General features: G+C 40.2%; 24 protein-coding genes and 3 rRNA genes. 12 read left to right on the forward strand and 15 right to left on the reverse strand.

Translation table 11 applies throughout. From position 1 onward, the window contains the following. The 3 genes from V6259_RS07885 to rrf (V6259_RS07895) all read left to right on the forward strand — a co-directional run. A 23S ribosomal RNA gene (locus V6259_RS07885) occupies positions 1 to 109 on the forward strand; the annotation flags it as partial. A gap of 237 nt (positions 110 to 346) precedes the next feature. After that, positions 347 to 461, forward strand: a 5S ribosomal RNA gene (gene rrf / locus V6259_RS07890). Between the two features lie 81 nt (positions 462 to 542). Continuing rightward, positions 543 to 657, forward strand: a 5S ribosomal RNA gene (gene rrf, locus V6259_RS07895). A gap of 582 nt (positions 658 to 1239) precedes the next feature. Here the strand turns inward: rrf (V6259_RS07895) and V6259_RS07900 are convergent. Beyond that, entirely contained in the window at positions 1240 to 1410 is a 171-nt protein-coding gene (locus V6259_RS07900; RefSeq protein ID WP_341584101.1) for a hypothetical protein, read from the reverse strand. 387 nt (positions 1411 to 1797) lie between these two features. Here V6259_RS07900 and V6259_RS07905 point away from each other — a divergent pair, with 387 nt between their 5' ends. The 3 genes from V6259_RS07905 (at position 1798) to V6259_RS07915 (ending at position 6380) form a co-directional block, all read left to right on the forward strand. Then, positions 1798 to 3855, forward strand: a complete 2058-nt coding sequence (locus tag V6259_RS07905; protein ID WP_341584102.1) for an ATP-dependent nuclease — start codon at positions 1798 to 1800, stop codon at positions 3853 to 3855. Next, complete coding sequence (locus V6259_RS07910; protein WP_341584103.1) at positions 3848 to 5608, forward strand: UvrD-helicase domain-containing protein; 1761 nt, start codon at positions 3848 to 3850, stop codon at positions 5606 to 5608. Before V6259_RS07905 ends, V6259_RS07910 begins: the two co-directional genes overlap by 8 nt. A 115-nt stretch (positions 5609 to 5723) precedes the next feature. Further along, positions 5724 to 6380, forward strand: a complete 657-nt coding sequence (locus tag V6259_RS07915; RefSeq protein WP_341584104.1) for a hypothetical protein — start codon at positions 5724 to 5726, stop codon at positions 6378 to 6380. Positions 6381 to 6589: 209 nt separating this feature from the next. Here the strand turns inward: V6259_RS07915 and V6259_RS07920 are convergent, their stop codons facing one another. The 3 genes from V6259_RS07920 to V6259_RS07930 form a co-directional block, all read right to left on the reverse strand. Next, on the reverse strand, positions 6590 to 7045 hold the full coding sequence (locus V6259_RS07920; RefSeq protein ID WP_341584105.1) for a pseudoazurin: 456 nt from the start codon (positions 7043 to 7045) through the stop codon (positions 6590 to 6592). 111 nt (positions 7046 to 7156) lie between these two features. Next, complete coding sequence (locus V6259_RS07925) at positions 7157 to 8209, reverse strand: alkene reductase (protein ID WP_341584106.1); 1053 nt, start codon at positions 8207 to 8209, stop codon at positions 7157 to 7159. Between the two features lie 13 nt (positions 8210 to 8222). Next, complete coding sequence (locus V6259_RS07930) at positions 8223 to 8528, reverse strand: ArsR/SmtB family transcription factor (RefSeq protein WP_133012505.1); 306 nt, start codon at positions 8526 to 8528, stop codon at positions 8223 to 8225. Positions 8529 to 8818: 290 nt separating this feature from the next. On the opposite strand from V6259_RS07930, the gene ehuB reads away from it, so the two are divergent. The 6 genes from ehuB (at position 8819) to V6259_RS07960 (ending at position 13784) form a co-directional block, all read left to right on the forward strand. Continuing rightward, the gene (gene ehuB / locus V6259_RS07935) at positions 8819 to 9667 is read left to right on the forward strand and encodes an ectoine/hydroxyectoine ABC transporter substrate-binding protein EhuB (RefSeq protein WP_341584107.1); all 849 of its coding nucleotides are present in this window, start codon (positions 8819 to 8821) and stop codon (positions 9665 to 9667) included. An 18-nt stretch (positions 9668 to 9685) separates the two neighbouring features. Next, positions 9686 to 10348 carry an ectoine/hydroxyectoine ABC transporter permease subunit EhuC gene (gene ehuC / locus V6259_RS07940; protein ID WP_341584108.1) on the forward strand — a complete coding sequence of 221 codons (663 nt, stop codon included), beginning with the start codon at positions 9686 to 9688 and terminating at the stop codon, positions 10346 to 10348. Next, positions 10345 to 11022, forward strand: coding sequence for an ectoine/hydroxyectoine ABC transporter permease subunit EhuD (gene ehuD / locus V6259_RS07945; RefSeq protein ID WP_133012502.1), 678 nt, complete (start codon positions 10345 to 10347; stop codon positions 11020 to 11022). Before ehuC ends, ehuD begins: the two co-directional genes overlap by 4 nt. Next, a complete protein-coding gene (gene ehuA / locus V6259_RS07950) occupies positions 11019 to 11792 on the forward strand; it encodes an ectoine/hydroxyectoine ABC transporter ATP-binding protein EhuA (RefSeq protein ID WP_133012501.1) in 774 nt (257 codons plus the stop codon). Before ehuD ends, ehuA begins: the two co-directional genes overlap by 4 nt. A 183-nt stretch (positions 11793 to 11975) precedes the next feature. Next, positions 11976 to 13154 carry a benzoate/H(+) symporter BenE family transporter gene (locus tag V6259_RS07955; protein ID WP_341584109.1) on the forward strand — a complete coding sequence of 393 codons (1179 nt, stop codon included), beginning with the start codon at positions 11976 to 11978 and terminating at the stop codon, positions 13152 to 13154. A 9-nt stretch (positions 13155 to 13163) separates the two neighbouring features. Further along, positions 13164 to 13784, forward strand: a complete 621-nt coding sequence (locus V6259_RS07960) for a GntR family transcriptional regulator (protein WP_341584110.1) — start codon at positions 13164 to 13166, stop codon at positions 13782 to 13784. A gap of 139 nt (positions 13785 to 13923) precedes the next feature. On the opposite strand, the gene V6259_RS07965 is transcribed toward V6259_RS07960, so the two are convergent. From V6259_RS07965 to nadC, 11 genes are all read right to left on the reverse strand, one after another. Further along, the gene (locus V6259_RS07965; RefSeq protein WP_341584111.1) at positions 13924 to 14580 is read right to left on the reverse strand and encodes a sensor histidine kinase; all 657 of its coding nucleotides are present in this window, start codon (positions 14578 to 14580) and stop codon (positions 13924 to 13926) included. Between the two features lies 1 nt (position 14581). After that, positions 14582 to 15793, reverse strand: coding sequence for a response regulator (locus V6259_RS07970; protein ID WP_133012497.1), 1212 nt, complete (start codon positions 15791 to 15793; stop codon positions 14582 to 14584). Positions 15794 to 15822: 29 nt separating this feature from the next. Further along, positions 15823 to 16029 (reverse strand): DNA gyrase inhibitor YacG, encoded by a 207-nt coding sequence (locus V6259_RS07975; RefSeq protein ID WP_133012496.1) that lies wholly within the window; start codon positions 16027 to 16029, stop codon positions 15823 to 15825. Positions 16030 to 16033: 4 nt separating this feature from the next. Further along, entirely contained in the window at positions 16034 to 16654 is a 621-nt protein-coding gene (coaE, locus tag V6259_RS07980; protein WP_341584112.1) for a dephospho-CoA kinase, read from the reverse strand. After that, on the reverse strand, positions 16651 to 17448 hold the full coding sequence (locus V6259_RS07985; protein WP_341584113.1) for a prepilin peptidase: 798 nt from the start codon (positions 17446 to 17448) through the stop codon (positions 16651 to 16653). The genes coaE and V6259_RS07985 overlap by 4 nt, the downstream gene beginning before the upstream one ends. Then, on the reverse strand, positions 17445 to 18497 hold the full coding sequence (locus V6259_RS07990) for a type II secretion system F family protein (protein ID WP_341584114.1): 1053 nt from the start codon (positions 18495 to 18497) through the stop codon (positions 17445 to 17447). The genes V6259_RS07985 and V6259_RS07990 overlap by 4 nt, the downstream gene beginning before the upstream one ends. Continuing rightward, positions 18484 to 19434: a GspE/PulE family protein gene (locus tag V6259_RS07995; RefSeq protein ID WP_341584243.1), complete on the reverse strand. Its 951-nt coding sequence runs from the start codon at positions 19432 to 19434 to the stop codon at positions 18484 to 18486. Before V6259_RS07995 ends, V6259_RS07990 begins: the two co-directional genes overlap by 14 nt. Next, positions 19434 to 19883 carry a pilin gene (locus V6259_RS08000; RefSeq protein ID WP_133012492.1) on the reverse strand — a complete coding sequence of 150 codons (450 nt, stop codon included), beginning with the start codon at positions 19881 to 19883 and terminating at the stop codon, positions 19434 to 19436. Before V6259_RS08000 ends, V6259_RS07995 begins: the two co-directional genes overlap by 1 nt. A gap of 325 nt (positions 19884 to 20208) precedes the next feature. Continuing rightward, positions 20209 to 22314 (reverse strand): phosphate acetyltransferase, encoded by a 2106-nt coding sequence (gene pta, locus V6259_RS08005; RefSeq protein WP_133012491.1) that lies wholly within the window; start codon positions 22312 to 22314, stop codon positions 20209 to 20211. Between the two features lie 49 nt (positions 22315 to 22363). After that, positions 22364 to 23548, reverse strand: a complete 1185-nt coding sequence (locus V6259_RS08010) for an acetate/propionate family kinase (protein ID WP_341584115.1) — start codon at positions 23546 to 23548, stop codon at positions 22364 to 22366. A 9-nt stretch (positions 23549 to 23557) separates the two neighbouring features. Further along, positions 23558 to 24403, reverse strand: a complete 846-nt coding sequence (nadC, locus tag V6259_RS08015; RefSeq protein WP_341584116.1) for a carboxylating nicotinate-nucleotide diphosphorylase — start codon at positions 24401 to 24403, stop codon at positions 23558 to 23560. Positions 24404 to 24486: the final 83 nt, after the last annotated feature.

Genomic DNA, 24486 nt, shown 5'->3' on the forward strand with positions numbered 1-24486 from the left:
CATAAGTCCCCTGAAGAGCCGTTCGAGACTAGGACGTTGATAGGTTGGGTGTGTAAGTGCTGTGAGGCATTGAGCTAACCAATACTAATTGCTCGTGAGGCTTGACCATATAACACCAAAGTGGTTTAGAAGAGAGAAAAAACTCATCCAAAAGACACATAGAATTACGATTAAGTACTGAAATTGTTCCTGACAATTTTCAGCATTTCCTCCATCCATGGAGGTCATATCGGTTTAACCTTGATTTACGTTATTTCAAAACGAATTGTTAAAGATCCAAGCATGTCTTCGCGTGTTTTGGTTAGCTAGCTGAAAAGTTAGAACCAGAACGAACGCAGCAGAATTGCTTGACGATCATAGAGACGTTGAACCACCTGATCCCATCCCGAACTCAGAAGTGAAAAGCGTCATCGCCGATGGTAGTGTGGGGGATCCCATGTGAGAGTAGGTCGTCGTCAAGCTTATAATTAAGAAGTCCTGAATTATCAGGCATAAGAAAATTTGATTTTATTAGCCAATTGCTACTAAAACATACCAGTTTTCTTGATGATCATAGAGACGTTGAACCACCTGATCCCATACCGAACTCAGAAGTGAAAAGCGTCATCGCCGATGGTAGTGTGGGGGATCCCATGTGAGAGTAGGTCGTTATCAAGATTTATATAAAGAGAAGCCCGTTCTGGTAATGCAGAACGGGTTTTTTTATGCCTGAAATAAGTCGGAAAAATACAGGGCTCGATCTAGCCCTCCCCCTGCCAAGGGGGAGCTGGAGGGGGTCTTTTTTGGGTCTTTTCACTCTGAAAGCAGTGCTTCGGGTGTTTCTTGTTCTTCCATTTGCTTGCGCCTGTCTCGCAAGCTCGACGCGTCAGCGTAAATGAAAAACAAGCACCTCTCACACTGATTGCACAGGCGTTCCTAAGCTTTTTCATCGATATTAATCGCGCCAGATGTGCAGGGTCGATGTGCAGGGTCAGACCCCTTAAACAGTTGTACAGAGTCCAATCAACCACATTACTCGCCGTTTAAGGGCTCTGACCCTCGTCGTAACCGAAGCTTCAGTAGAACAGCCGTTTCTTATTTTCCATTTGCTTGCGCCTGTCTCGCAAGCTCGACGCGTCAGCACAAATGATAAACAAGAACCTCTTACACCAATTGTGCAGGGTCAGATCCCACAAAGACCAACCAACTACAGGGGTCAACGTTTAAGGACTCTGACCTTCGTCGTCACCGATAAATAGGCTAGCACCTAATGCTGTCTTCATATTCAGGACAGGTACCATAACGTCCATGAGGAAAGCTGTAACCGGTCGTTGCGAATGTAGAACTTAATCCAGTAAATACGGTGCGAATTTTATAGCCATGCAATCGTATGTACTGGCGAGTTTCTGTAAAAAGTTTGCTTTTTTCCATGTGGTTCACAAATGCAAAGAGATACTTTTTAAATATATAGCATGATTTGGACTTTCAAGGAGAGGAGGCGCACTTTGTTTTCGTACTTGCCTGTTTATTCGGTTGGTGATATTTTGATCGTTGATAAAGTCAATAGGTTATTGATTTGGTTTACAAGTTTATATGCCATGTTTACCAAAATAGTGTACGTGCATGCTTTTCTAGAAGGGAATATTCAAGCTATGTTAGGTTTCAGAATAAAATCAATTAGTTGCTGCTACAAGCTCGAAAGATTTTTGCCAGGATATCAGCGACGCACAGGAATAAGCCGTTATAGAACTAGGAGCGTCTCGAAATCCCCTGTAGCGTAATTAGAAATTCAGCTAATGATAAGAATAGGGAGATCAAGTGTTCATTAAAGAAGTACGTATCAGAAACTACCGGTTATTAAAAGATGTCCAAATGACATTGGATAAAAGATCTACCTTAATTGTTGGTAGAAATAATACGGGTAAGACCTCACTAACAGAGATATTCAGAAGCTTTTTAGCAGGTCCCTCACCAAAATTAAAATATGAGGATTTTAATCAATCCTCTTTAAGTGGATTTGAAACTGCTTTAGCTGCTTTCCAGGCGGGTGTTGCGGAGGCAGAAGTGCGGCCACAGATTCCTGCGATTGAGTTGGAGCTGTTGGTTGATTATCGCGATGATGCTGATGTTTATGGTTTACTCGGTGATTTCATTATCGATCTTGATGAAGATTTATACGAAACAAAGATATTAGCTTCCTACCAAGTTAAAGATGGGGGAATTAATAGCCTGTTTAGTGATTTAGATTTAACCGATCGGGCTAGTTACTTCAAAGCATTGAAAGAGTCGGTCAGCCTTAATTTTGAAGCTGTGCTTTACGCGATTGAACCGAACAACTCTGATAATAGGGTGAAACTAGATTTCACTAAAATAAAACGTTTGATTCGCTCAGAAGTTATCAATGCTCAACGTGGCTTGGATGATGAAACGCATAATGAGCGGGATGTTTTAGGTAAATCACTAGGTAACATCTTTAATAGTTCATCCAATGCAGGTGCACCTGAAGCATTTAGAGCGCTATCAGGAGAAATCAATGAAGTTGTAGAAGAGTTACAAACAAGAGTTGATACAGATTTTCAAGAAAAGGTGGAGCAACTTTTACCTACGCTCACAATTTTTGGATATCCTGGCTTGCAAGACCCCAATCTGAGTGCATCTACTGAGTTGAATGTAAAATCGTTACTTGAAAGTAATACTAAGGTTTATTATCAGAAAGATGACCATTTTACCTTGCCTGAAACATATAACGGCCTTGGTTTTAGAAATCTCATCTTTATTCTCTTTCGTATTTATGAATATTTCAGAGCTTATCAGGCTGAAGAGACAGCGCCGAAATCTCATATCATCTTTATCGAAGAGCCTGAAGCTCATTTACATCCTCAAATGCAGGAAGTGTTTATTCGACAGCTCGATGAAATAGTTTCGGAGTTTGAACAGACTTTTAATGAAGGAGTAATCTGGCCTATTCAGTTTGTGATAAGTACACATTCAGCGCATATTGCTAACGAAGCAGACTTTAGCAAGGTGAGGTACTTTCTAGCAAAAAATCCTGGCTCTACTCAAATAAAGGACTTAGGGGCAGAGTTTTCAGCCGCAGATCGTCGAGAAGACAAAGAATTTCTACATAAATATTTAACGCTGACTAAGTGTGATTTGTACTTTGCAGATAAAGCAATACTAATAGAGGGAGCTACAGAGAGAATTATATTACCTGAAATAATCAAAAAGGTAGATGAGAGTGAAGATACTTCACTTAGAAGTAAGTATCTTTCAGTTGTTGAAGTTGGAGGTGCATATGCTCATCACTTCTATAAGTTTATTGACTTTCTTGAACTTAAAACTGTGATTATTACAGACCTTGACTCCGTTAGAAGAGATGAAGGTGGTCAGCGAGTTACCTATCCGGCTTGCCCAGTTACACTAGGTACACATTCATCAAATGCAGGTTTGAATAACTGGTTTAATGAAGATGAAAGGCCAGCTTTAGATGAGTTAAGAAATAAAACAGACATTGAAAAAACTACAGGCTATAGAAGAATTGCCTATCAAGTTCCTGAATTAGAATGTGAAGCGTGTGGCAGAAGCTTTGAAGATGCTTTTATTCTTGCAAATAGAGGTGCATTTGATGGACTTCAGGGGGATGAAGAAGTGGATGTTGAATCCTCTGCATACGGTATAGCAGAATCCATTGGAAAGGGAAGTAAAGCTAACTTTGCGCTTAAATATTCCATAGATGAAACTGAATGGAATGTGCCTAAATATATCGTTGATGGGCTTGTTTGGTTAAATAGCAATACTACCTTGCTAGAAGATGCCCCTCTCGCTGCTGAAGGAGAAGAAGAGGCTGATACTGCTGAGGAGCCTGCTAATGTGTGAAGTTAGCCCTGCAGAGCAAGCATCAGTACAAGCTTTGGATGAGATGTTTTCTGCGATAAATGATGGCAGCTGTTTTCGCTTGGAAGCAGGTGCTGGTGCTGGTAAAACTTACTCACTTCTAAAGGCTTTGAAACACCTTATTGACAACCGATCTTTAGAGTTTTCACAAAAAGAGCAGAAGATTGCTTGTATTACTTATACCAATGTTGCTAAAAATGAGATACGTGAAAGAACAGATAATCACCCTGTAATATTTGCAGATACAATACACGCATTTAGTTGGAGCTTTATAAAATCTTTTCAATCACAGATTCGTAATCTTATGCCTGAGCTAAGTGATAGATGGGGAGATCGTATTACTGAAGCGGGAGGAATAAACTGTCAAAAGGTTATCTATGATTTAGGCTTCCCTAAAATTGATGAAGAAGTCATAGAGTTGCATCATGATGATGTTATTAAATTAATGGCTTCTTTGTTGGAGTATCCAAAATTCCAATCACTTCTTAAAGCCAAGTTTCCTATTATTTTCATCGACGAGTATCAAGATACTAATATTGGATTAGCGTCTTCAATTGTTGATAACCTGATTGATAATAACGCTGGAATTTTAATCGGTTTATTTGGTGATCATTGGCAAAAAATCTATGGAAGGGACGCATGTGGCTTAATTGTAAGCACTCAAGGTAATATTGTAGAAATAGGAAAAAACGCAAACTTCCGCTCAGATAAAAATATTGTTCAATGTCTGAATAATATGCGTCCAGAGTTGCCTCAGCATGAATTTGATCCTGAGTCTGATGGACAGGTTTTAATATATCACTCCAATTCTTGGGTTGGAGATCGTCGTACTGGCGGGCATTGGAAAGGTGATTTGCCTGAAGATATAGCACATGAATATTTTGAACATGTGAAAGGAGTTATGGAAGCCGACGGATGGAATTTTGACTCTGAAAACACAAAGGTTTTGATGCTGACAAATAATGTGCTTGCGACAGAACAAGGATATAAAGAGCTTGCTGATTGCTTTAATTATCCAGAAGATTATTTAAAAAAGAATGATCCATACATCAAGTATTTCGTCGATATTATAGAGCCAATTTCGGCCTTTTTTGAAATGCGAAAGTATGGCGATTTATTTCAAGTCATAAACCAGAAGTTCCCTCAGTTGCAATGCCAGAACGATAAGCGGCTATGGGTTGCAAATTTAAACCGGATAAATGATATTCGTTTGAATGGAATTATTGGAGATTTATTAGATTACCTTTTGAATATAAACAAGCCAAGCTTGTCAAACAAAGTTACTCAACTGGAAGCCAGATATCAAGAATTACAAACTGCTAATATTGATGATTTAGATGATAGAAGTCAACGATTCTTAAGGAAGATAACTTCTTTAAGAGCAATTAGCTATCAACAAGTTATACAGCTAACTAAATTTATCGAGGAGAAAACCCCATTTTCTACAAAACATGGCGTAAAAGGCGCTGAGTTCGATAATGTTCTTGTCGTGCTGGGTCGTGGTTGGAATCAGTATAACTGGAATCAAATGTTTGAGTTTATGGCGAATGGTTATCCTGAAAATAAAAAGGATAGCTTTGAAAGAAATCGTAACCTCTTCTATGTTGCCTGCTCTAGAGCCAAGCATAATTTGACTCTATTGATTACTCAAGAATTATCAGATGAAGCATTAGCTAAATTGAGCTACTTATTTGGGGAAGACCAAGTTGTTGGTGAGCTCGATATCCAAAATTAATATTATTACTTCTGACGGTGTAAGATCATCCTATGACAAGTCACTATACTCGGAAATTTTACCCACTGACGCTTCTAAATTTCCGCTGTTGCGGGCGTTAAATTAGAGAAAAGTTATGGATATATCTACATGGAAAGAAAAATATGTCAATGAGCTAAGTATCTTTGAATTGGCGTATGCACATTTAGGGAACGCTGGCTCTTATCGACTCATAGACGGCTGGTTAAAATCAATTTTGCCAATTACATTACGAGAAATTAATCACGCAAGGCATATGGAGTATTCAAAAAACTTTGTCCCTGTTGTTGGTGCTTTTGGAGTGATTGAGCAAATTGGATTTACCTATAAACGAAATGATAAAGTAGAATACCAAAATCAAAATGCCAGTAGTATTAATAAAGCATTATATTACTTTGCTGAATTTGATGAAGGTAGCGAAGATGTAAAAGCTCTTTACGCCTTAAGGAATTCGTTTTTACATAACGCAAGCTTAATGGCTAAAGCACTATATCCAAATAAACCAAGTTATTATTTTGAATTTGACCGTGAAATGGATGTGCTTGTCAAATATCCAGATACTTCATGGGACGGTGATATATCAACTTTCAAACCAGAGTATACAACTTTAATTAATCCCGATAAGGTTATAGATTTAGCCGAAGTTATCGTAGATTCAGCACGGGACTGTTTAGAAAAAAACATGCTTGAGGTTGACTTAGAATGCGATGAAAGAGAGCTTTTTTATCGTTTTCTTAAGCACTTTCCGGATTAAATTTTTAAAAAATATTACAGTCAAACATAATGCTTATTATGGTCTTTAGCGTGTAGAATTCTTCCAAAAAGAACATTTTCATGTTTTTTTATGGCCTGTTTGTTTAGTCATTATTATTTTCTACAGTAGAATAGACGCTGCGCCGGCATAACCTCCGTCTGTGATGTTGAAGGTTTTCTTGTTTGGTTATTCGCGTATGTTTCATCGTTCTACAGGTCGGTATCATTTTCCTGTTGATGCGATATGATTTTTTCGAAGCGTTTTGTAGCATATTTAGGTAAGGACGTTGGGAGTACATAGTCTCTTAGGTTCGTATCATTACCCACTTGGACTAGCATCACCATGCCGAAGTTGAAGTGTGGCAAGCAGACTATTCTATAAATTCCGTTTTGGGTAAGTGTGGTGGTAAATTCTTCATTTACGGCGCCGCGAAAGGTTTTAGCCCCTTTTGGAATCATGTAGTTTATGGTCATGGCGTTATGACCGAAAGTACCGTTAATAAACTCAATAGAATCTCCTGGCTGTATGTGTAGGAGGCTGGGTACAAAGGCCATTTTCCCCATGGGGCCACGGTTTTCCATTTTTACTTGAAAGGTTTCTGAGTAAGCGGTGCTACAAGCCAAGCTTGTTAAAGCTATCATTGTGAGTATGGTTAATTTGATCATATTTCAGCGCCGTTTTTGTTAATTTTTTTAAGTAAGGTTTAGAGAAAAAAATACCAGACAAGGTCTGGTATTTCTGATTATTAAGACTTTCTTATGTGTTTAAGTTTATCTTTAGTCTAAGAAAGGATAGTCAGTATAGCCTTCTTTTCCAGATCCATACATGGTATCGGTATTCAATGTATTTAGCTTAGCGTCTTGTTCTAATCGTTCAACTAAGTCTGGATTGGCTATGTAGTCTTTACCAAAGGCGACAGCGTCAATGACATCGTTTTTGATCAATTCTTCTGCCTGTGCTTTTGTCAGTGCTTCGTTGCCTATAACCGTGCCGCCAAATTGTTTTTTGATTTGAGCAGTTAGACCAGGTTCATTGAAATGTTCTCTGGTAAAAATAAAGGCAATTTCACGTTCTGCTAATGCTTTGGCCACATAGGCAAAGGTGTCGCTTGGGTTGCTATCGCCCATGTCATGAGCGTCGCAGCGTGGTGACAAGTGAACGCCTACACGGCCAGCTCCCCAAACATCAATAGCAGCATCGGTTGCTTCTAGCAAAAATCTCGCTCTATTTTCTAGACTGCCGCCGTATTCATCATCACGTTGATTAGTAGAAGATTGAAGAAATTGGTCGGGTAAATAGCCATTAGCGCCATGTATCTCTACGCCATCAAAGCCCGCTTTTTTAGCGTTTTGAGCACCAAGACGGTAGGCCTTGATGATGTCTTTGATTTCATTCGTTTCTAATGCTCTAGGTTCTACAAATGCTTTGATCGGACGGACTAAACTAACGTGCCCTTCGGCCGCGATTGCGCTTGGCGCTACAGGTTGTTCGCCGTTTAAATAGATAGGGTCTGAGATACGGCCTACATGCCATAACTGCAAAACGATTTTTCCGTCTTTATCATGAACGGCTTTGGTGATTTTTTTCCAGCCTTCAACTTGTTCATCAGACCAAATACCCGGTGTATCAGGGTAGCCAACCCCCATAGGGTCGACAGAAGTCGCTTCACTGATGATGAGTCCAGCGGAGGCGCGTTGAGTGTAATATTCGACCATTAAATCGTTTGGTACTCTTCCTTCGCTTGCACGGCAGCGAGTAAGAGGGGACATGATGATACGGTTTTTAAGTTCTAATTGGCCTACCGTAATAGGTTCGAATAGCTGAGACATGACTGCTCCAAAATTATAAAGTTTGTTTTAGATAGTCTGCAAATTCGTTAATACATGCTTCATTGCGCTGATAGTAAACCCATTGTCCTTGACGTTTGGATACCACCAGACCAGCACGATGAAGATTGGCTAAATGTGAGGACACTGTGGATTGAGATAATCCCGCTTTTTCAAAAATGAGACCCACACAAACTCCATGTTCAGAGTGACCGCATTGATCAGGAAACTCCGTTTTAGGGGATTTAAGCCAGGTTAGTATGTCCCGTCGTGCAGGGTTTGAAAGCGCTTTTATGATGTTATCAAAATCTTTTTGAGTCATTTCTTTAGCCTAAGCAGATGAAGCTTAATTTATATCGTAATATCTCGATATGCAAATACAAAGATCGGATTGCACAATGTTGTCGTTTTCGAAAATGTTAATCTTCCCATTATACCGTGATAGATGAAATTGGACAGAATGCGAAGTGAAATTAACGAAAAGAGAAAAATAAGATAACAGTTAAAAATATTACAGGACTAATTAATTCTTGAATAGTTCAACTATATTATTTAGTGTAGTAAAGGAAATTGAGCTCATAACTTTAATTTATCCTATGGAAGAGGTCTTTAATGAGGTTTTCAGCAAAGAAATATATTATATCTCTAATTACTTTTGCGATGTCGTTGATTGCTATTTCTGCATCAGCGGACACACTAAATGCAATTAAAGAAAAGGGAGAGGTCACTATCGGTGTGGCTAATGAAGTTCCCTATGGTTACACAACAGCCGATGGTAAGCCTGCTGGGGAAGCCCCTAGTATTGCTGTACATGTCCTTCATGAGTTGGGTGTGAAGAAGGTTAATGTGGTGGTTACCGAATTTGGTTCGTTAATTCCTGGTTTACGAGCCGGTCGTTTTGATGTGATTGCTGCTGGTATGTATGTCACTCCGAAACGATGCAAACAAGTGCTTTTCTCTAACCCTACTTACAGTATTGGGGAAGGCTTTTTGGTTAAAAACGGTAATCCAGCCAAACTTCATGGCTATGCTGATGTTAAGAAAAAATCAGTGAAATTGGGCGTTATGTCTGGTGCTGTTGAGTATGGTTATGCAAAAGACTTCGGTATTGATATGAGTAAAATTGTTACTTTGCCGGATTATCCGTCCGGTGTAGCCGCATTGAAAGCCGGTCGTATTGATGCTCTTGCAGGTACTAGCTTGACGATGGCGACTCTAGCTCATAAAGACAGTCATGTTGAATTAGCACAACCTTTTGACGCTTTGATTATTAATGGTAAATCGGTGAAAGGTTATGGTGCATTTGGTTTCCGTCCTGGTGATAAGTCATTAAGAGATGCGTTTAATAAAGAGCTTTCAACCTTTATCGGTAGTAAAGAACATCTTGCGCTGGTTAAGCCTTACGGTTTTGGTACCTATACATTGCCTGGTGATGTAACGACTGCGAAACTTTGTAAATAGTGTTTAGGGAGTAGCTCAATGGAATTTGGAGAAATTGTCTCCGTACTGCTCCAAGGTGCCATTGTCACGATTAAAATCGTGGCAATGGCACTGCCTCTTGCTGCGTTAATGGCATTCATCTTTGGTTTGACCCGTCTTTACGCACCATCCCCCATTAAACAGATTGCGGTTTTATACATAGAGTTTTTTCGTGGAACGTCCGCACTCATTCAGTTGTACTGGATTTATTTTGTATTGCCTTTTTTTGGTATATCCATCGATGCAATGACGGCAGGTGTTGTTGCCTTGGGGTTGAATATAGGTGCTTATGGTACTGAGGTTGTGCGAGGTGCTATTCAATCGGTTCCTAAAGGCCAATACGAAGCATCTGTCGCATTGAACTTTACCTCTACACAGCGTGTGTGGCACATAATTTTACCTCAAGCGCTGGTTAATATGATTCCTCCTTTTGGTAATTTGGCAATCGAGCTAGTGAAAGCAACCTCGCTTGTTTCGTTAATCACTATTGGCGATCTAACATTTAAGGCGAAGGCGCTTGCGGATATGACGTTGCAAGTTGGGGAGATTTTCGGCGTTGTTTTAGTTTTGTATTTTTTAATGGCTCAGTGTTTATCATTATTTTTCCGCTATCTCGAAAAGCGTTTGAGCAGAGGATTAGGGCGTGGGGGGATTGATCAATGATTCAAGTTACTTGGGATTGGGCATTCGCTTGGGAAGTTCTACCAATGATCCTGTCTGCCGCCAAAATCACCTTGTTGGCCACTTTGTTAGGGAGTGTGTTAGCCATAGCCGTTGGATTGGTTTTTGCTTTATTGAGAAGGGGTCGAAGCAAGCCTATTCGTGTCGGTGTTTATTGGGTGATGGAGTTTATTCGTAGCACGCCATTGTTAGTCCAAATATTTTTCCTGTATTACGTGATGCCTGAATTTGGCATTAGCATGTCACCCTTGCTTACTGGTGTACTGGCGCTTGGCGTTCACTATGGTGCTTATTTGTCAGAGGTGTTTCGTAGTGGCATAGAAGGGGTTGATAAAGGGCAATGGGAAGCATCTAGAGCGCTTAATCTATCCACTCTTGATACCTACAGAGACGTTATTTTGCCTCAAGCTATTCGTCCTATGATTCCTGCAACCGGCAACTACATTATTGCGATGTTTAAAGAAACGCCGCAATTGTCAGCGATTACATTATTGGAAATGCTTCAAGTTGCTAAAATTATCGGCTCAGAGAACTTTAGATATATAGAGCCTTTTACTATGGTTGGGGTTTTATACTTAATTTTCAGTGTGGTAGCAGCGTATGGCATTCATCAGGTTGAAAGGCGTTTTCCAAAAGAAGGATTTAATTTGAAATGAAAAAGCCAATTATCGAGTTCAAAAATGTGCAGAAACGATTTGGTGATACGACTATTTTTAACGATTTTAGTTTTCGCGTCGAAGAGAATGAGATTGTTTCAATTATTGGTCCCAGTGGTTCCGGAAAAAGTACACTGCTAAGGATTTTAATGACCTTAGAAGGTATTGATGGCGGTTATATTAATGTTAATGGCGAATCTTTGTGGCATATGCCTTGGAATGGGGCTTATGTACCAGCGTCTAATAAGCATTTGCATAAGATGCGCAATCATTTAGGCATGGTATTTCAGCATTTTAACTTGTTTCCTCATATGACGGTTAAACGAAACATTACTGAAGCACCTATGCGAGTAAAGGGGTTATCTCGACAAGAAGCAGAGAAAGCCGCAGATGATCTTCTTGAATTAGTCGGTTTGGCAGATAAGGCAGATAGTTACCCTAATGATTTATCTGGTGGTCAAAAGCAGCGAGTAGGGATTGCGCGAGCGTTGGCTATGCGTCCTTCTATTTTATTGCTTGATGAAATTACCTCTGCTCTGGACCCAGAATTGGTGGATGAAGTATTAGATGTCATCAGGAATTTGGCGAAAGAACAGAGTTTCACTATGCTGTTAGTGACTCATGAAATGTATTTTGCCCGGGAAATTAGTGACCGTGTTTGCTTTTTTGACAATGGGGCCATTGTTGAAGAAGGTAAGCCAGAAGACATTTTCACAGCCCCGAAAGAGGTTCGTACGAAAGCCTTTCTAAATGCTTATTTAGGCCAGTAAAAGGTAGATAGCAAGTGTGGTTGTTTTAGGTTAAACATAATAGAAGATTTTTTAAAGCCGCTTTGCTTATTGCAATAGCGGCTTTTTTTATGAAATCTACCCAGCTGGCGTTAAAAATGTATACAAAAATAAGATCGTTTCAAATATAGTGATCGTTATCAAAGCTTTGTTTGGAGTGAAAAGGTGATATCTGTATTAAAAGATTTCAGTATAAGTGCCGTTGTTGCAGGTTTTATTGCTGTTTTGATCGGTTTTGCAAGTTCTGTCGCCATTGTTTTCCAGGCTGCGCAAGCGTCGGGTGCGGATTCACATATTATCGTCTCTTGGATCATGGCTTTAGGGTTGGGAATGGGGGCGAGCTGTTTTTTTCTTTCTCTTTGGTATAAAGCCCCTGTCATTACCGCTTGGTCTACTCCAGGAGCGGCATTGTTGGCGACAAGTCTTGGGCATATTACGTATGCCGAGTCGATTGGTGTTTTTATTTTTGCGGGATTGCTCGCATTTTTAACGGGTATTACGGGGTTATTTGATAAGTTAATGCGTTTAGTGCCGTTGCCAATAGCCTGTGCCATGCTGGCTGGCGTGTTGTTCAAATTCGGGTTAGGTATTTTTGAATCTTTGCAAAGTGACACATTTCTTGTTGCTGCTATGCTGTTAACGTATTTAATTGTTAAATGTTTTCTGCCTCGTTATGTCATTCTTGTTGTTCTAGTGGTTGGCGTGCTTTTCTCTGTGTTGAGATCAGATGGGACTATGATGAGTCATATTCCATTGTCTGTTGGCCAGTTTGTTTGGGTATGGCCTGAGTGGAACTTGAGTGCGCTTATTGGTGTGGGAATTCCATTATTTATTGTCACCATGACATCTCAAAATATCCCTGGAGTGGCGGTGATGAGGAGCAGTAATTATCAAATACCTGTATCGCCTTTAATTAGCTGGACTGGATTTACTTCTGTCGTATTGGCGCCGTTAGGAGGTTTTGCGTTTAATCTAGCGGCCATCACAGCGGCGATTTGTTCAGGTGGTGAGTGCCATCGAGATCCTAAACGTCGCTATATTGCTGGCTTATCAGCAGGCGTGTTTTACTTCTTATCTGGGTTAGCTGGTTCATCGGTCGTTGCGTTATTTTCTGTTTTTCCTGACACTATGATTGCTACATTGGCAGGGGTTGCACTGCTTGGCACGATTGGTATGAATTTGAAAAATGCGGTATCAGATGATACGTATCGAGAAGCAGCATTGGTGACATTTTTAGTGACAGTATCAGGTGTATCGTTTTTCGGTATTGCATCTGCTTTCTGGGGTATTGTGTTTGGCAGTCTGTTTTTACTTGCCTCAAAGTTAACAAAAAAGGTGGTTTGAGTTTTTATTATGCTGCTTTATCAAAAAATAAAAGATGATATTTTAAATAACCGATTACCTGTCGGGCGACCGCTAAGACAAACGGAGCTGTCTGATCGTTATGGTGTCAGTCGCATTCCTATTCGTGATGCACTTTTGCGGTTAAAAGCGGATGGTTGGCTTGTTCCTCATGGAAAAGCTGGGCATATAATTCCTGATTTGAATTGGCAGGAAGCAGAAGATATTTTCTTGATGCGATTGGACCTTGAGCCTAGGTTATTTGATTATGCGTTTGATAAAATTAATAAGGTGAATATTGAGTGTGCGGCCCAGCTGATTGAAAAATTGGATAATACGCAATTAACTTTATTAGAAAAAGGAGAGTTGAACTGGGATTTTCACAAAGAGTTATATTTTCCAGCCGATAGACCCGTTTTATATAAAACAGTCCAATCATTAAATCAGCAATATGCCCGTTATTTGGGGTTTCAGTATGGACCTATGGGCTATAAACAGCATAGCCAAAATGAGCATGTTGAGCTATTGCGCTTTATCGAGCTAAACGACAAAAAATCAGCGATGTGTTTGCTTAATCAGCATATTAAAGATGCCGGTCAGTTATTGGTAACCTATTTGAAATCCATCAAATAATAGTGAATTCATAATAAAAAATTAACTATGGGGCTGATTAGGCAATAATTCTTTATTAGGAGGTGGGTGGTTTAAGAGGTTGCACCTGAGTGATAGAAGTGAAGCTCCTTTATGGCATCCTTCACTTCTTGAACAGAGGCTACTGAGGCAAATAAATCGCCAGTTTTGCACCACCTAAACCAGTTGACTTCTCTTTTCTTAAAAAACCTTCTTTATCATTACTGACATGAGCGCTTGCGGAGAGTTTAGCAAAATAAAGTCCAAGCCCTGTATTAGACTCAAGGAATTCCTCGTCTTCCTGTTTGGCTGTGAATCCTTGGCCATCATCTTCAATGCTGATCACTAAAAAGTCATCTTCTAGAGATGCGTTAATTTGTATTTCGGATCGCGCAAAACGAAGTGCATTATAGACAGCGGTACCGACGACGGCAGTCATTAAACGCTCATCAAAAAAACCTGTGAGCTCTGAATCGCAGTGATAGCTTAATTCAAGGTTCTTAGCGTTAGCAGAGGCTAATAAAGCAAATACTTGATCGTCTAAAAATTCGTCAAGTAGGAATTTATCAACATGCAGTTCATAGCCATTAGACGCTAATTTATAGAGATACAGGTATTCGACCCATTCATCATTCAGCTTTTTAAGGGATTCTTCAATGACGATAATTCTTTTTTCATTAGCATTATTCGCTGGCAAAGACTCTTTAAGCCCCTGTAGTTGATATAGTAGGGTACCAACTTGGTTTTTGCTTTCATGTATTGCACTGGCAAGAATTGTACTGATGTCCATTTTTTTCATTTTATACCTCGAAAGCCAATGTGTATTGGGAGCTTTGCTTATCAGTGGGCGCGACAGCAATACCAGCTTCAACATCCTGCGTCCATAATTGAAAGGTGTTCTTTGCACTGTTTATTTCGTTACTATTGAGGAAAACACTGATCTCATATGAATAAGATTTGGCTCTGACAGAAGGATCATCAAAAAATAATTGATGTACCTTTTTCAATGTTATTTGAAATGTCTCTTTCTGCCGTGATGAAATAGGTGTTTTCTCTGACAATTTTGCAAACGTTAACAAGTGATTTAGATACACTTCTGGTGTGTTATAGCAAGAATGTTTCGCTAAAGACACCGCTCTTCTAAAAGCAAATTCAGCGGTAGGGTAGTCTTCAATTATGAGGCTTAGTCTCCCCAATTCCATTTGGCGTAATAAATTTTTCGGTGAGCGTTCCAGTGCATCCACTAAAATAACTTGTGCTGCTTTGTTATCTTTTTGTGCGATCTTAATTTTCGCTAACCAATCGTAGGCACTGACAAAAAAACGATTGTCGAGCATAAGTTGACGAAATTTATTTTCTGATTGTTCTAATTGATTTAAATAGAAACAAGCTCGTGCTTCACCAAATAAAGCCCAAGGCATTTTTCGATTTACTAAAATACTTGAAAAGAGAGATTTTGCTTGTTGATACTCTTTCATTTCTAAATAGCATTCACCAATCACTCTCTGACACTTACCCTCAAGTGAAGGGTATTTTTCCATCACCTTATAAGCTTCTGCAATGGCTTTTGGTAAGTTTTTTTGGTCTAAAGCTTGGTTGACATCAATCAGCTTGTGTTTCGTTTCAAGCAATTTTGATAATCGGCGTTGGAGTACCGCCTGAGAAAAAGGTTTTGTAATATAGCCATCAGGTTGAAATTCAATGGCGCCCATCACCATCTCAATGGATGTTTCGGCAGTGACCATTAAGTACGTTGTGGTATTAGGAATAAGTTTTGAGTATCTGACTTCTTCAAGTAATTGCTGGCCGTCCTTGCCATTACCAAGGTTATAATCAGATAGGATTACATCAAAAGATTGTGTTTTTAATAAATCGATTGCAGTTTCGGCTTTCATCGCTATTTCAATAGTTTCGAAACCAAAATCGCTTAACATCTTTTTTTGCATTATTCTTGCTTCAGCCATATCTTCAATTAGTAAGGCTTTTTGGCTAGAAAAATCAGATTTTCGCATGATAGATGTTCCGTATCTTATTAGTTATGTTAAAGAAACGATTTATTTGGATCCACTACTAAATCTTCTGAAAAAACGTCATCTTCTTCTGAGGTTTGCTGTGGTATAGCATAGCTTTCACTGGCCCATTCGCCTAAATCGATCAACTTACATTTAGCGCTGCAGAATGGACGGTCTATATTTTCTTTAGACCAAGGTGTTTTTTTCTGGCAGGTAGGGCAGGCAATCAACGTCATTTTCTTATTCTCTTTTCTCTAATCTATCTAAAATACGCTTATGCAGCTCCATAACTTTATCATTTAAATCAACTAAATTGCTATCGTTTTTGAGTGTCATGTCAGTAAGGCTGAGACGTTCAGCGTTGCTAAGCTGAGTGGAAATAATACTTTCTGCGAGCGCGTTATCCATATTGTCTCGAGTAATGATCCTTTCAATTTGAAGGCTTGTAGGTACATCAATGCCGACAGTTAATTGGCAAATTTGATCTTGTTTGGTTTCAAATAGCAATGGATGGACGAGCAGTACATACGAAGAGGTTGCTTTTTCTAATTGAGTTGAAATTAACTGGCGTATTTCTGGATGCGTTATCGATTCAAGCCAAAGTCGTTCGTTTTTGTCCTTAAAAACAATCTCTCTAAGCGCTCTGCGATCCAACTGACCGTCACTCAGTAATATATTAGCGCCAAATCGATCAATTATTTTGCTTAAACATTTAGAGCCTGGAAGAACAACCTCTCGGGCAACGTCATCCGCATCGACACTTTGGATGCCTAGCGCATTAAATAATTTCGTTACGGTACTTTTTCCAGAACCTATACCACCGGCAAGTCCTACAATAGGTGAAGCATTGTTTTTTTTCATAATTGAATATAGTAAAAGTGTGCAATTCCAGACAGGGTTAAAAAAGGTCCAAAAGGAATGTTTTGTCTTTCTTTTTTGTGACAGACAGCAGTGTATAAGATCCCTAATAGACTTGCATAGAGCAAAGTAGTGAATAAATGATCTACATAGAGCCAAGCGCCCAAAACAGCCAGTAATTTAGCATCTCCTAGGCCAATGCCTTCCGTGTTTCTAAAATGAAGATAGAGTTCTCGTAGCAGATAAATCATCCCATACCCAAATATGGCACCTAGTACCGACGAATCAAGATTGACCGTTCCGATATTGAGAAAAAAGGCAGCGGCAATGGCAAGGCCACAGCATTCATTAGGAATCAGTTGGTGTTCGTAATCAATAATGGCGGCCATGAGTAAAGAGCTGATAATGAGTGTAGTAAGTAGGAGCTGGTAAGTGCTGCTACACAGGAAAAATAAGGGGAGGCAGACGATTAAAAATAAAGCTTCAATTGCCCAATAGCGGGGTGAAATTGAGTGTGAACAATAGCGACATTGACCTCTTAGTAGGATAAAGCTTATTAACGGGATAGTGTCTTTCCAAGATAAGCTATGTAAACAGTGCATGCATTGGGAGCGTCCGAACGAAATAGATTTTGGACATGCTCTTGTGAACTTCTGAGAGAGTATTTCATGAGCTTCTTTTTCTGCAAGGTATTGATTGGTTCTTGGCCAGCGAATAGAAAAGAGAGCCGCAAAGCTACCAAGACAAAGCAAAGTGCTGGCGTAAAGGAGTAGGTTAAATATCGTTGTCTCTATCATGATAATTTAAGCAAAGGTTTGTAGATGGTTAAAAGAGACGTGACAACAAAGCCCGCTGCAATAAAAAGGCAGCAGGCTGGAATGATTTTTTCAAACCAATAAATAACTCGATGACATTGTTGCTCATGTTCTTGTGCTGCTAGAGTGAGAGCTCTATCTATATCACCATTTTTTGTGGCGGCATGCAGGGCAAGGGCAGATTCTTTTGGAAACCAATAGCTCGGAAAGCTTGCCTGATAGCTTTTTCCTAACTGAAGTGAATAGTAAGCTGAAATAATATCTGTTTTTAAACCTGAATGGCTAAAATGAAGAGGCATTGATATTAAAGCTTGCTGCAGAGGCTTGCCTGTTTTACGGCTAGCATTTAATAGAGCGAGAAGTTTGGTTAGTCGAAAGCTTGAATTTATTTTTTCAAACCAATTGCTTGCGTTCCCATTAGTGAAATTTATTACGATAATTATTTGTATTAACGTTGTAATTAAGTAAATCACAAGATTTAAAATAAGAGATTGGCTGAGACTGTTTTCAGTAAAAAAAACATGTAATAGATTAATGACTAATGCGACTTGAATAATAAAGAAAGGGTATGTCATGCCTTTTAATAGCTTAGATGACCAACTTAACAGTTCCTGTAATTGTTTTATTGAGGTCTCAATACTCTTTTCACAATCCTCTCTTGAGCCGTCTGTTACCAAAAGTTGGCAGTAAGGTTGGCAGCGTTTATCCGATAAACGACTCAATACCTTATTAAATGGCTTCCCAGCATTCAGTTCGTATGTCATGACAAGACAGTTCTTTGCAAGTGCTGAGTTAGTTGAAGACTTAGAAAGGCTGTTAATTGCTTCGTTTAGTTGAAAGCCGTTGTTAAGTGAGCTTTGGATTTCACAAAAAAAGACTAGCAGCGTTTTGTAGTTAAAGAGTTTTGGCTTATAAACCGTGCATTCTAGCTCCCATAGACCTAACTCAACATAATGGAGTAACAGCTCGCTTTCTGAGTTCGCATAATGATAATGGGTCCCAGTATTACATTTGACGCTAAACCAAGGCATTTTTTGCTCCTATTGAACTATGTGTATACGCCTTCCAAAGTGAAGGGGTGGAAATGAGAGCTTCATAGTCCTTAGGTAAATGCTCGTCCCATAGTGGTTGAAGTCCACTGAATAGTGCGTTTTGACTGTTTGATCGGTACTCCATGGATTGGTGGATGATGAGTTTAAGAGAGCTTACTAACGAGAAAAAATCAACCTGCCAGCTGCTGCATCGATGAATAGCATCGAGTGTGGAGTTAGTGTGTAAGGTGGCTAAAACTAGGTGGCCAGTTAAAGACGCATTAATAGCAAGGTTTGCCGTTTCTGCATCTCGTATTTCACCAATCATAATAATGTCGGGGTCTTGCCTTAACAAAGATTTAAGGATGGTTATGGCGTTAAGGCCAATCTCAGGCTTTGGTTCACTTTGGTAAAGCCCATTAACTTCGTGCTCCACTGGGTCTTCAATCGTAAAAATAGTGCGCTTTTCATCATTTATGTGCTCTAAGCATGAGTAAAGTGTTGTACTTTTCCCTGCGCCTGTTGCACCGCATACTAGAATTAAGCCACTTGGTTTTTCTAGTTGGTCTGTTAACTGTTGTTGCAGCAAAGGTGGTAAGCCGAGACTGTCTAAAGTAAATCGGTTCTTTTCGGGTAGTAGGCGAAGTGCAACCTTTTCACCTTTTATGGTGGCGATGATGCTGACACGTATGAACGTGACCTTGTCTTGGTAAGAGAAAGAAAATTGCCCTTCTTGTGTTCGTCTAGTCTCAGAAAGGTCTAAGTTAGAACGCATTTTTATTCTGTTAATTAATGTGTTTTCTGGGTCCAATGTGACGAGCGAAGTGATAATGCCATATTGGCGTGTGCAAACATGTATTGATGACGGTTTTTGTTCAATGTGGATGTCAGTAGCATCCGCATTGATTGAGTTGGATAGGATTTCTTCTAAAGTCATCACTCTTCCTCCTCAACAGTAGTGCATTGTCGAGGCAAAACGTTGCTGGATAAATCTGACTCACACAGCCAATTTCTCTCTTCATTTCGTGAGTATTTGAGATAATTCCCTTCAGAGATCCCTGTATCGTCATTTAAGGTGATAGTGACGCTTCCAGTTTCCTTGTCTTGGTCGCTTACTTTAATGCTTTTAACGATAGAGTTGCTTAGTACAGTAGGTACTATTTCGTTGAAGTTGGATTCCGACGGAAACTCTCCGTTGAGTAGAATATATTCCTCAATGAAAGATTGACTTTGAGTGGCTAGATTCTGAGCTTCAACTAATTTAGCTTTGGTTATTTGTCTAGTGAATGTGGGGGCGGTGATAGCGGCAAGAATTGAAATGATGGCAATAACGACCATCAATTCCAATAACGTAAAGCCATTTTGGTTGGCGCGTAAGCGATTCATATCTTCACTCCTTGAAGAATGTATTGGTAGCGTTAGCGTCCTGCTAAGCATTATTAAAACACTAGACCATTTTTGAGGAAAAACCACGATTATGTTTATTATTATGAATTTAATTAAGTTCAGATTATTCAATCAAACATTGAAAGTGGGGTGCGGTTAATGCTTTTCTAATTGTCACGGAGGGCGTGAAGAAAAATATAGGACGATTTTTTGATTGTTCGGTGAAGAGCTAAATGTCTTAATTTAACAGGTTATTGAGTACGAAAGAGACCTGTTAATTACATTATTCAACGTGTAATTAACAGGTCGTAAATCGCAATGGCTACTATTTGTGTCCTAGTAGTGACTGTCCTGCCTGAATTGCCGTGATGGCAATGGTGTAAACAATGTCATCGACTAAAGCGCCACGGGATAGATCATTTACTGGTTTACGAATGCCTTGAAGCATAGGGCCAATACTAACAACATCGGCACTTCGCTGAACCGCCTTGTAGGTGGTGTTACCGGTGTTTAGATCTGGGAATATAAATACCGTCGCCTTTCCTGCCACCTTACTGTCTGGTGCTTTCTGTTTCGCGACTTTTTCCATAATGGCAGCGTCATATTGCAATGGGCCATCGATGAGTAGGTCAGGGCGACGACGCTGAGCAATAGCGGTCGCTTCTCGTACTTTATCAACGTCGTTTCCGGTGCCAGAACCCCCAGTGCTGTAACTGATCATAGCGACTTTTGGTGCGATGCCAAAAGCAATAGCTGAGTCAGCACTTTGAATGGCAATTTCGGCCAGCTGTTCAGCGGTAGGGTCGGGGTTGATTGCGCAATCTCCGTAGACAAGTACTTGATCTGGTAGGCACATAAAGAAAACAGAGGAAACTAATGAGGCATTTTCAGATGTTTTGATCAACTGCAGCGCAGGTCGAATGGTGTTCGCTGTAGTATGAATGGCACCAGAAACAAGTCCATCAACGTCATTAGTCTGTAGCATCATAGTGCCAAGAACAACATTGTCTTCGAGTTGCTCTCTGGCAATAATATCAGTCAGGCCGCGGTGTTTTCGTAATTCCACCATGGGTGCCACATAGCGTTCACGAATACTATCAGGGTCAAGGATTTCAACGCCATGGCTTAATTCAATGCCATTGTTTTGTGCGATGCGCAGGATTTCAGCTTCTTTACCTAATAAAGTACAACGGGCAATGCCTCGCTCTGCGCAAATCGAAGCCGCTTGAATCGTTCGGATTTCTTCACCTTCAGGCAGAATGATTCGTTTGTTGAGGGATCTAGCCTGTTCAATTAAGCGATAGCGAAACGCTGGAGGCGAAAGCTTTCTTTCTTCTTGATTTAAGGCAAAAGAGTTAACCCAATCATGATCAATACAACGAGCAATATGCTCTTTTACTGTAAGTATGCGCTCTTTGTCATCAAGTGGTATTTCTTGATTGAATGATTGCATAGTAATAACGGTTTCCCAGCTATTAGTATTGACAGAAAGCACGGGCAATCCTTTTGCCATTGCCTTGCCACAAAGGACCATTAGCGCTTCACTTGGTTGGTAGCCGCCAGTTAAAACCAACGCGGCTATTTTGGTGTCATTAAGCGCGGCAATAGCGGTTGCCATAATAATGTCAGTACGATCGCCAGGAGTGAATACTAAGACTCCCGGGCGTAATGCCTCTAGCATGTTTTCAACGCCACGAGCACATAAGGTGTACGACTGGACTCGACGTGTGTCCATTTCCCCAGCATTGACTACTTTTGCTTGAAGAAAATCGGCGACATCTTTGACGCGAGGGTACGTTAGCTCTTCTGAAACAGGTATTTGTCCTAGCAAACTAAAATTACGCTTAAAAATACTACGCTGAGCAAATAAGTCGCCGTAGGATTTAGCGCCCAAGGAGCCCGGCATCGTTTTATTTAAAATACAGCCAATAACATCGTGTGCTTTAATTCCGCCATATGAGCCAGCAGCGATTTCAACATGATGCTCGAGCTCATTGACTCTCATATTATTAGGTGCAGTAACAAGAACAAGTCCAGCATCTAAGGTTCGAGCGATGGCCTTGTTGAGGCGTGTTGCGTAGGGGTGGCCAGGAATAAGAGCAAGCCCTTCAACGATGACGGTCGAATCCGGTTCTACGCTGGCTTGAAAGCGGCCGACAATCTCTTCCATCAGTTCTTCAATATTGTCGTTATACAGATAACGCTCAGCCTCATGCAAAGGAATGGGCTCGGCAGGTGTTAATATTGAGCCTTGAGCAACCATTGCTGTGGATTTATCTGGGCCAGTATCGCCAGGATGAGGTTGGGCAATTGGCTTGAAAAAGCTTGCTTTAAGACCTTGTTGTTCTAAGGCCCGAACAAGTCCAACAGAGACAGATGTTAAACCAACACCGGGACCTGTCGGTACTGTCATTAGCACATTGGTTGACATAATTAAAAGTTCCTACTTGAACAATATATTTGATAAAGATTGCTAAACACTATTGTCGAATCAGATTAATTGTATCCAAAGCAATCATGAGTTCTTCGTTGGTTGGAATGATCCAGACCTTTGTTTGACTCTTTTTAGATTCAATACTCATCGTCGCGCCGCGCAGTGAGTTCTTGTCACTATCAATGTGGATATTAAATGCTTTCAGCTGTTGGCATATGGCTGCACGGATGTAAGAGGAATTTTCACCTATTCCGCCAGTGAATACCAAGTGATCAATACTATTAAGCGTAGTGGCAGTACTTACTAGGTATTTCGCCGTTCTTATGGCAAACATATCTAGAGCTAATTTGGCTTGTTTATTGCCCAGGGCCATTGCTTCTTCAAGAGTACGGCAATCATTAGACAATTCGGATATGCCTAATAAGCCGCTTTTTTTGTTTAAAATATCCAATGCTTCTTCTGAAGAAATATCTTGTGCTTGAGCAATAAAGGTGAGCAAACTTGGATCAAGGCTACCACATCGAGTGCCCATCATAAGCCCTTCAAGTGGTGTGATTCCCATACTGGTATCAGAAGATTTGCCTTTATGAATGGAGCAAGTGCTAGCGCCATTGCCTAAATGAGCAACAAGAACGCCTTGCTCTAAGCTTTTAGGATGAAGTTCTGCAAGCCGACGGCTGATGTAACGATAGCTTGTTCCGTGAAAACCATATTTACGAAAGTGATGCTGTCGATACAGTTCCATTGGAATAGGGTAAAGGTACTGTTCTTGGCTGAGAGTCTGGTGGAATGCAGTATCAAATACAGCGACCTGAGGAATGCCAGGAAAAAGCTCAATAGCGGCATTCATCCCAATAATGTGAGCTGGGCTATGGAGAGGGGCAAAATTAGCGCATTCTGCAATGCCGTCAATAACACTTTGATCAATTAACACAGATTTGCTAAATGTTTCTCCACCATGGACAACCCGATGACCAATGCCGGTCAAGCTATCCAAAATAGCGGGTCTTTGGCTAAGCCATTTTTTTATTTCGGCCACCGCACTTTTATGACTACCGTCTGCTAAATGAATTGACTCTTTATTACCATCTTTTTTAAACGTTACCGTACTGTTGCCTACTCCAAGTCGGTCCGCAATACCTTCTAGTAGTATTGATTGTCCTTCATCGGACAAAACCGCAAATTTTAGAGAAGAGCTACCGCAATTAATGACTAATATACTTTCGCTCATTATGCTTCCTTATTTATGGACTCTTAGTGAAAGATCTATTGCCTGAACATGTTTTGTTAAAGCACCAATAGACACATAGTCCACCCCTGTTTTTGCAACAAGGTGAAGCTTTTCTTGGTCCATATTACCAGAGGCTTCAAATTTTACTTTACCTTTAAATCGAGTGACAGCGGTCGCCATATCATCATAAGTAAAATTATCTAGCATGATGATATCCGCACCGGCTTCAACAGCTAAGGCAACCTCTTCAAGATTTTCGGTTTCAACTTCTATGGTTTTTCCGGGTGCAATCTTTTTTGCCATTTCGACGGCATTAGTAATCGAACCTGCCGCCATTATGTGGTTTTCTTTAATCAGAAAAGCATCATAAAGACCAAAGCGGTGATTTTGAGCTCCACCCACTGTCACCGCGTATTTTTGGGCGCTTCGTAAACCGGGTAACGTTTTTCTAGTGTCTAAAATGGTTAAATTCGTTGCCGAAACGTCTTCTGTGTATTTTCTAGAAATAGTGGCGGTGTAAGACAACGTTTGAATGAAATTTAACGCAGTTCGCTCACCGGTAAGAATAGTGCGAGCATGTCCTTTTAAGGTTAAAAAAGGTTTGTTTGGCTCTAGCAGGTCCCCATCTTTAGCAAGCCATTCTAATGTGACGTTATGGCCTAATTGTCTAAAAACCTCATTAACCCAATCTTGGCCGCATAAAACAGCAGATTCTCTTGAAATAACGGAAGCGGTGATCTCATGGTCATCAGGGATAAGTTGGGCCGTTATATCGCCAGAACCAACATCTTCTTTTAAAGCAAAAGTGACGTTTGATGTCATGTGATTGATTGAATTTTCATTCAACAGTGTCATATTACTTCCTATTTATGATTTCGAGAAAAGATCCATTGTAGCGATAATATTGGGTGTCGTCAGTCTGTGATACGCAGACTTAT

Origin of the sequence: Marinomonas sp. TI.3.20, from assembly GCF_038155025.1 — a bacterium.
Lineage (GTDB): Bacteria > Pseudomonadota > Gammaproteobacteria > Pseudomonadales > Marinomonadaceae > Marinomonas > Marinomonas flavescens.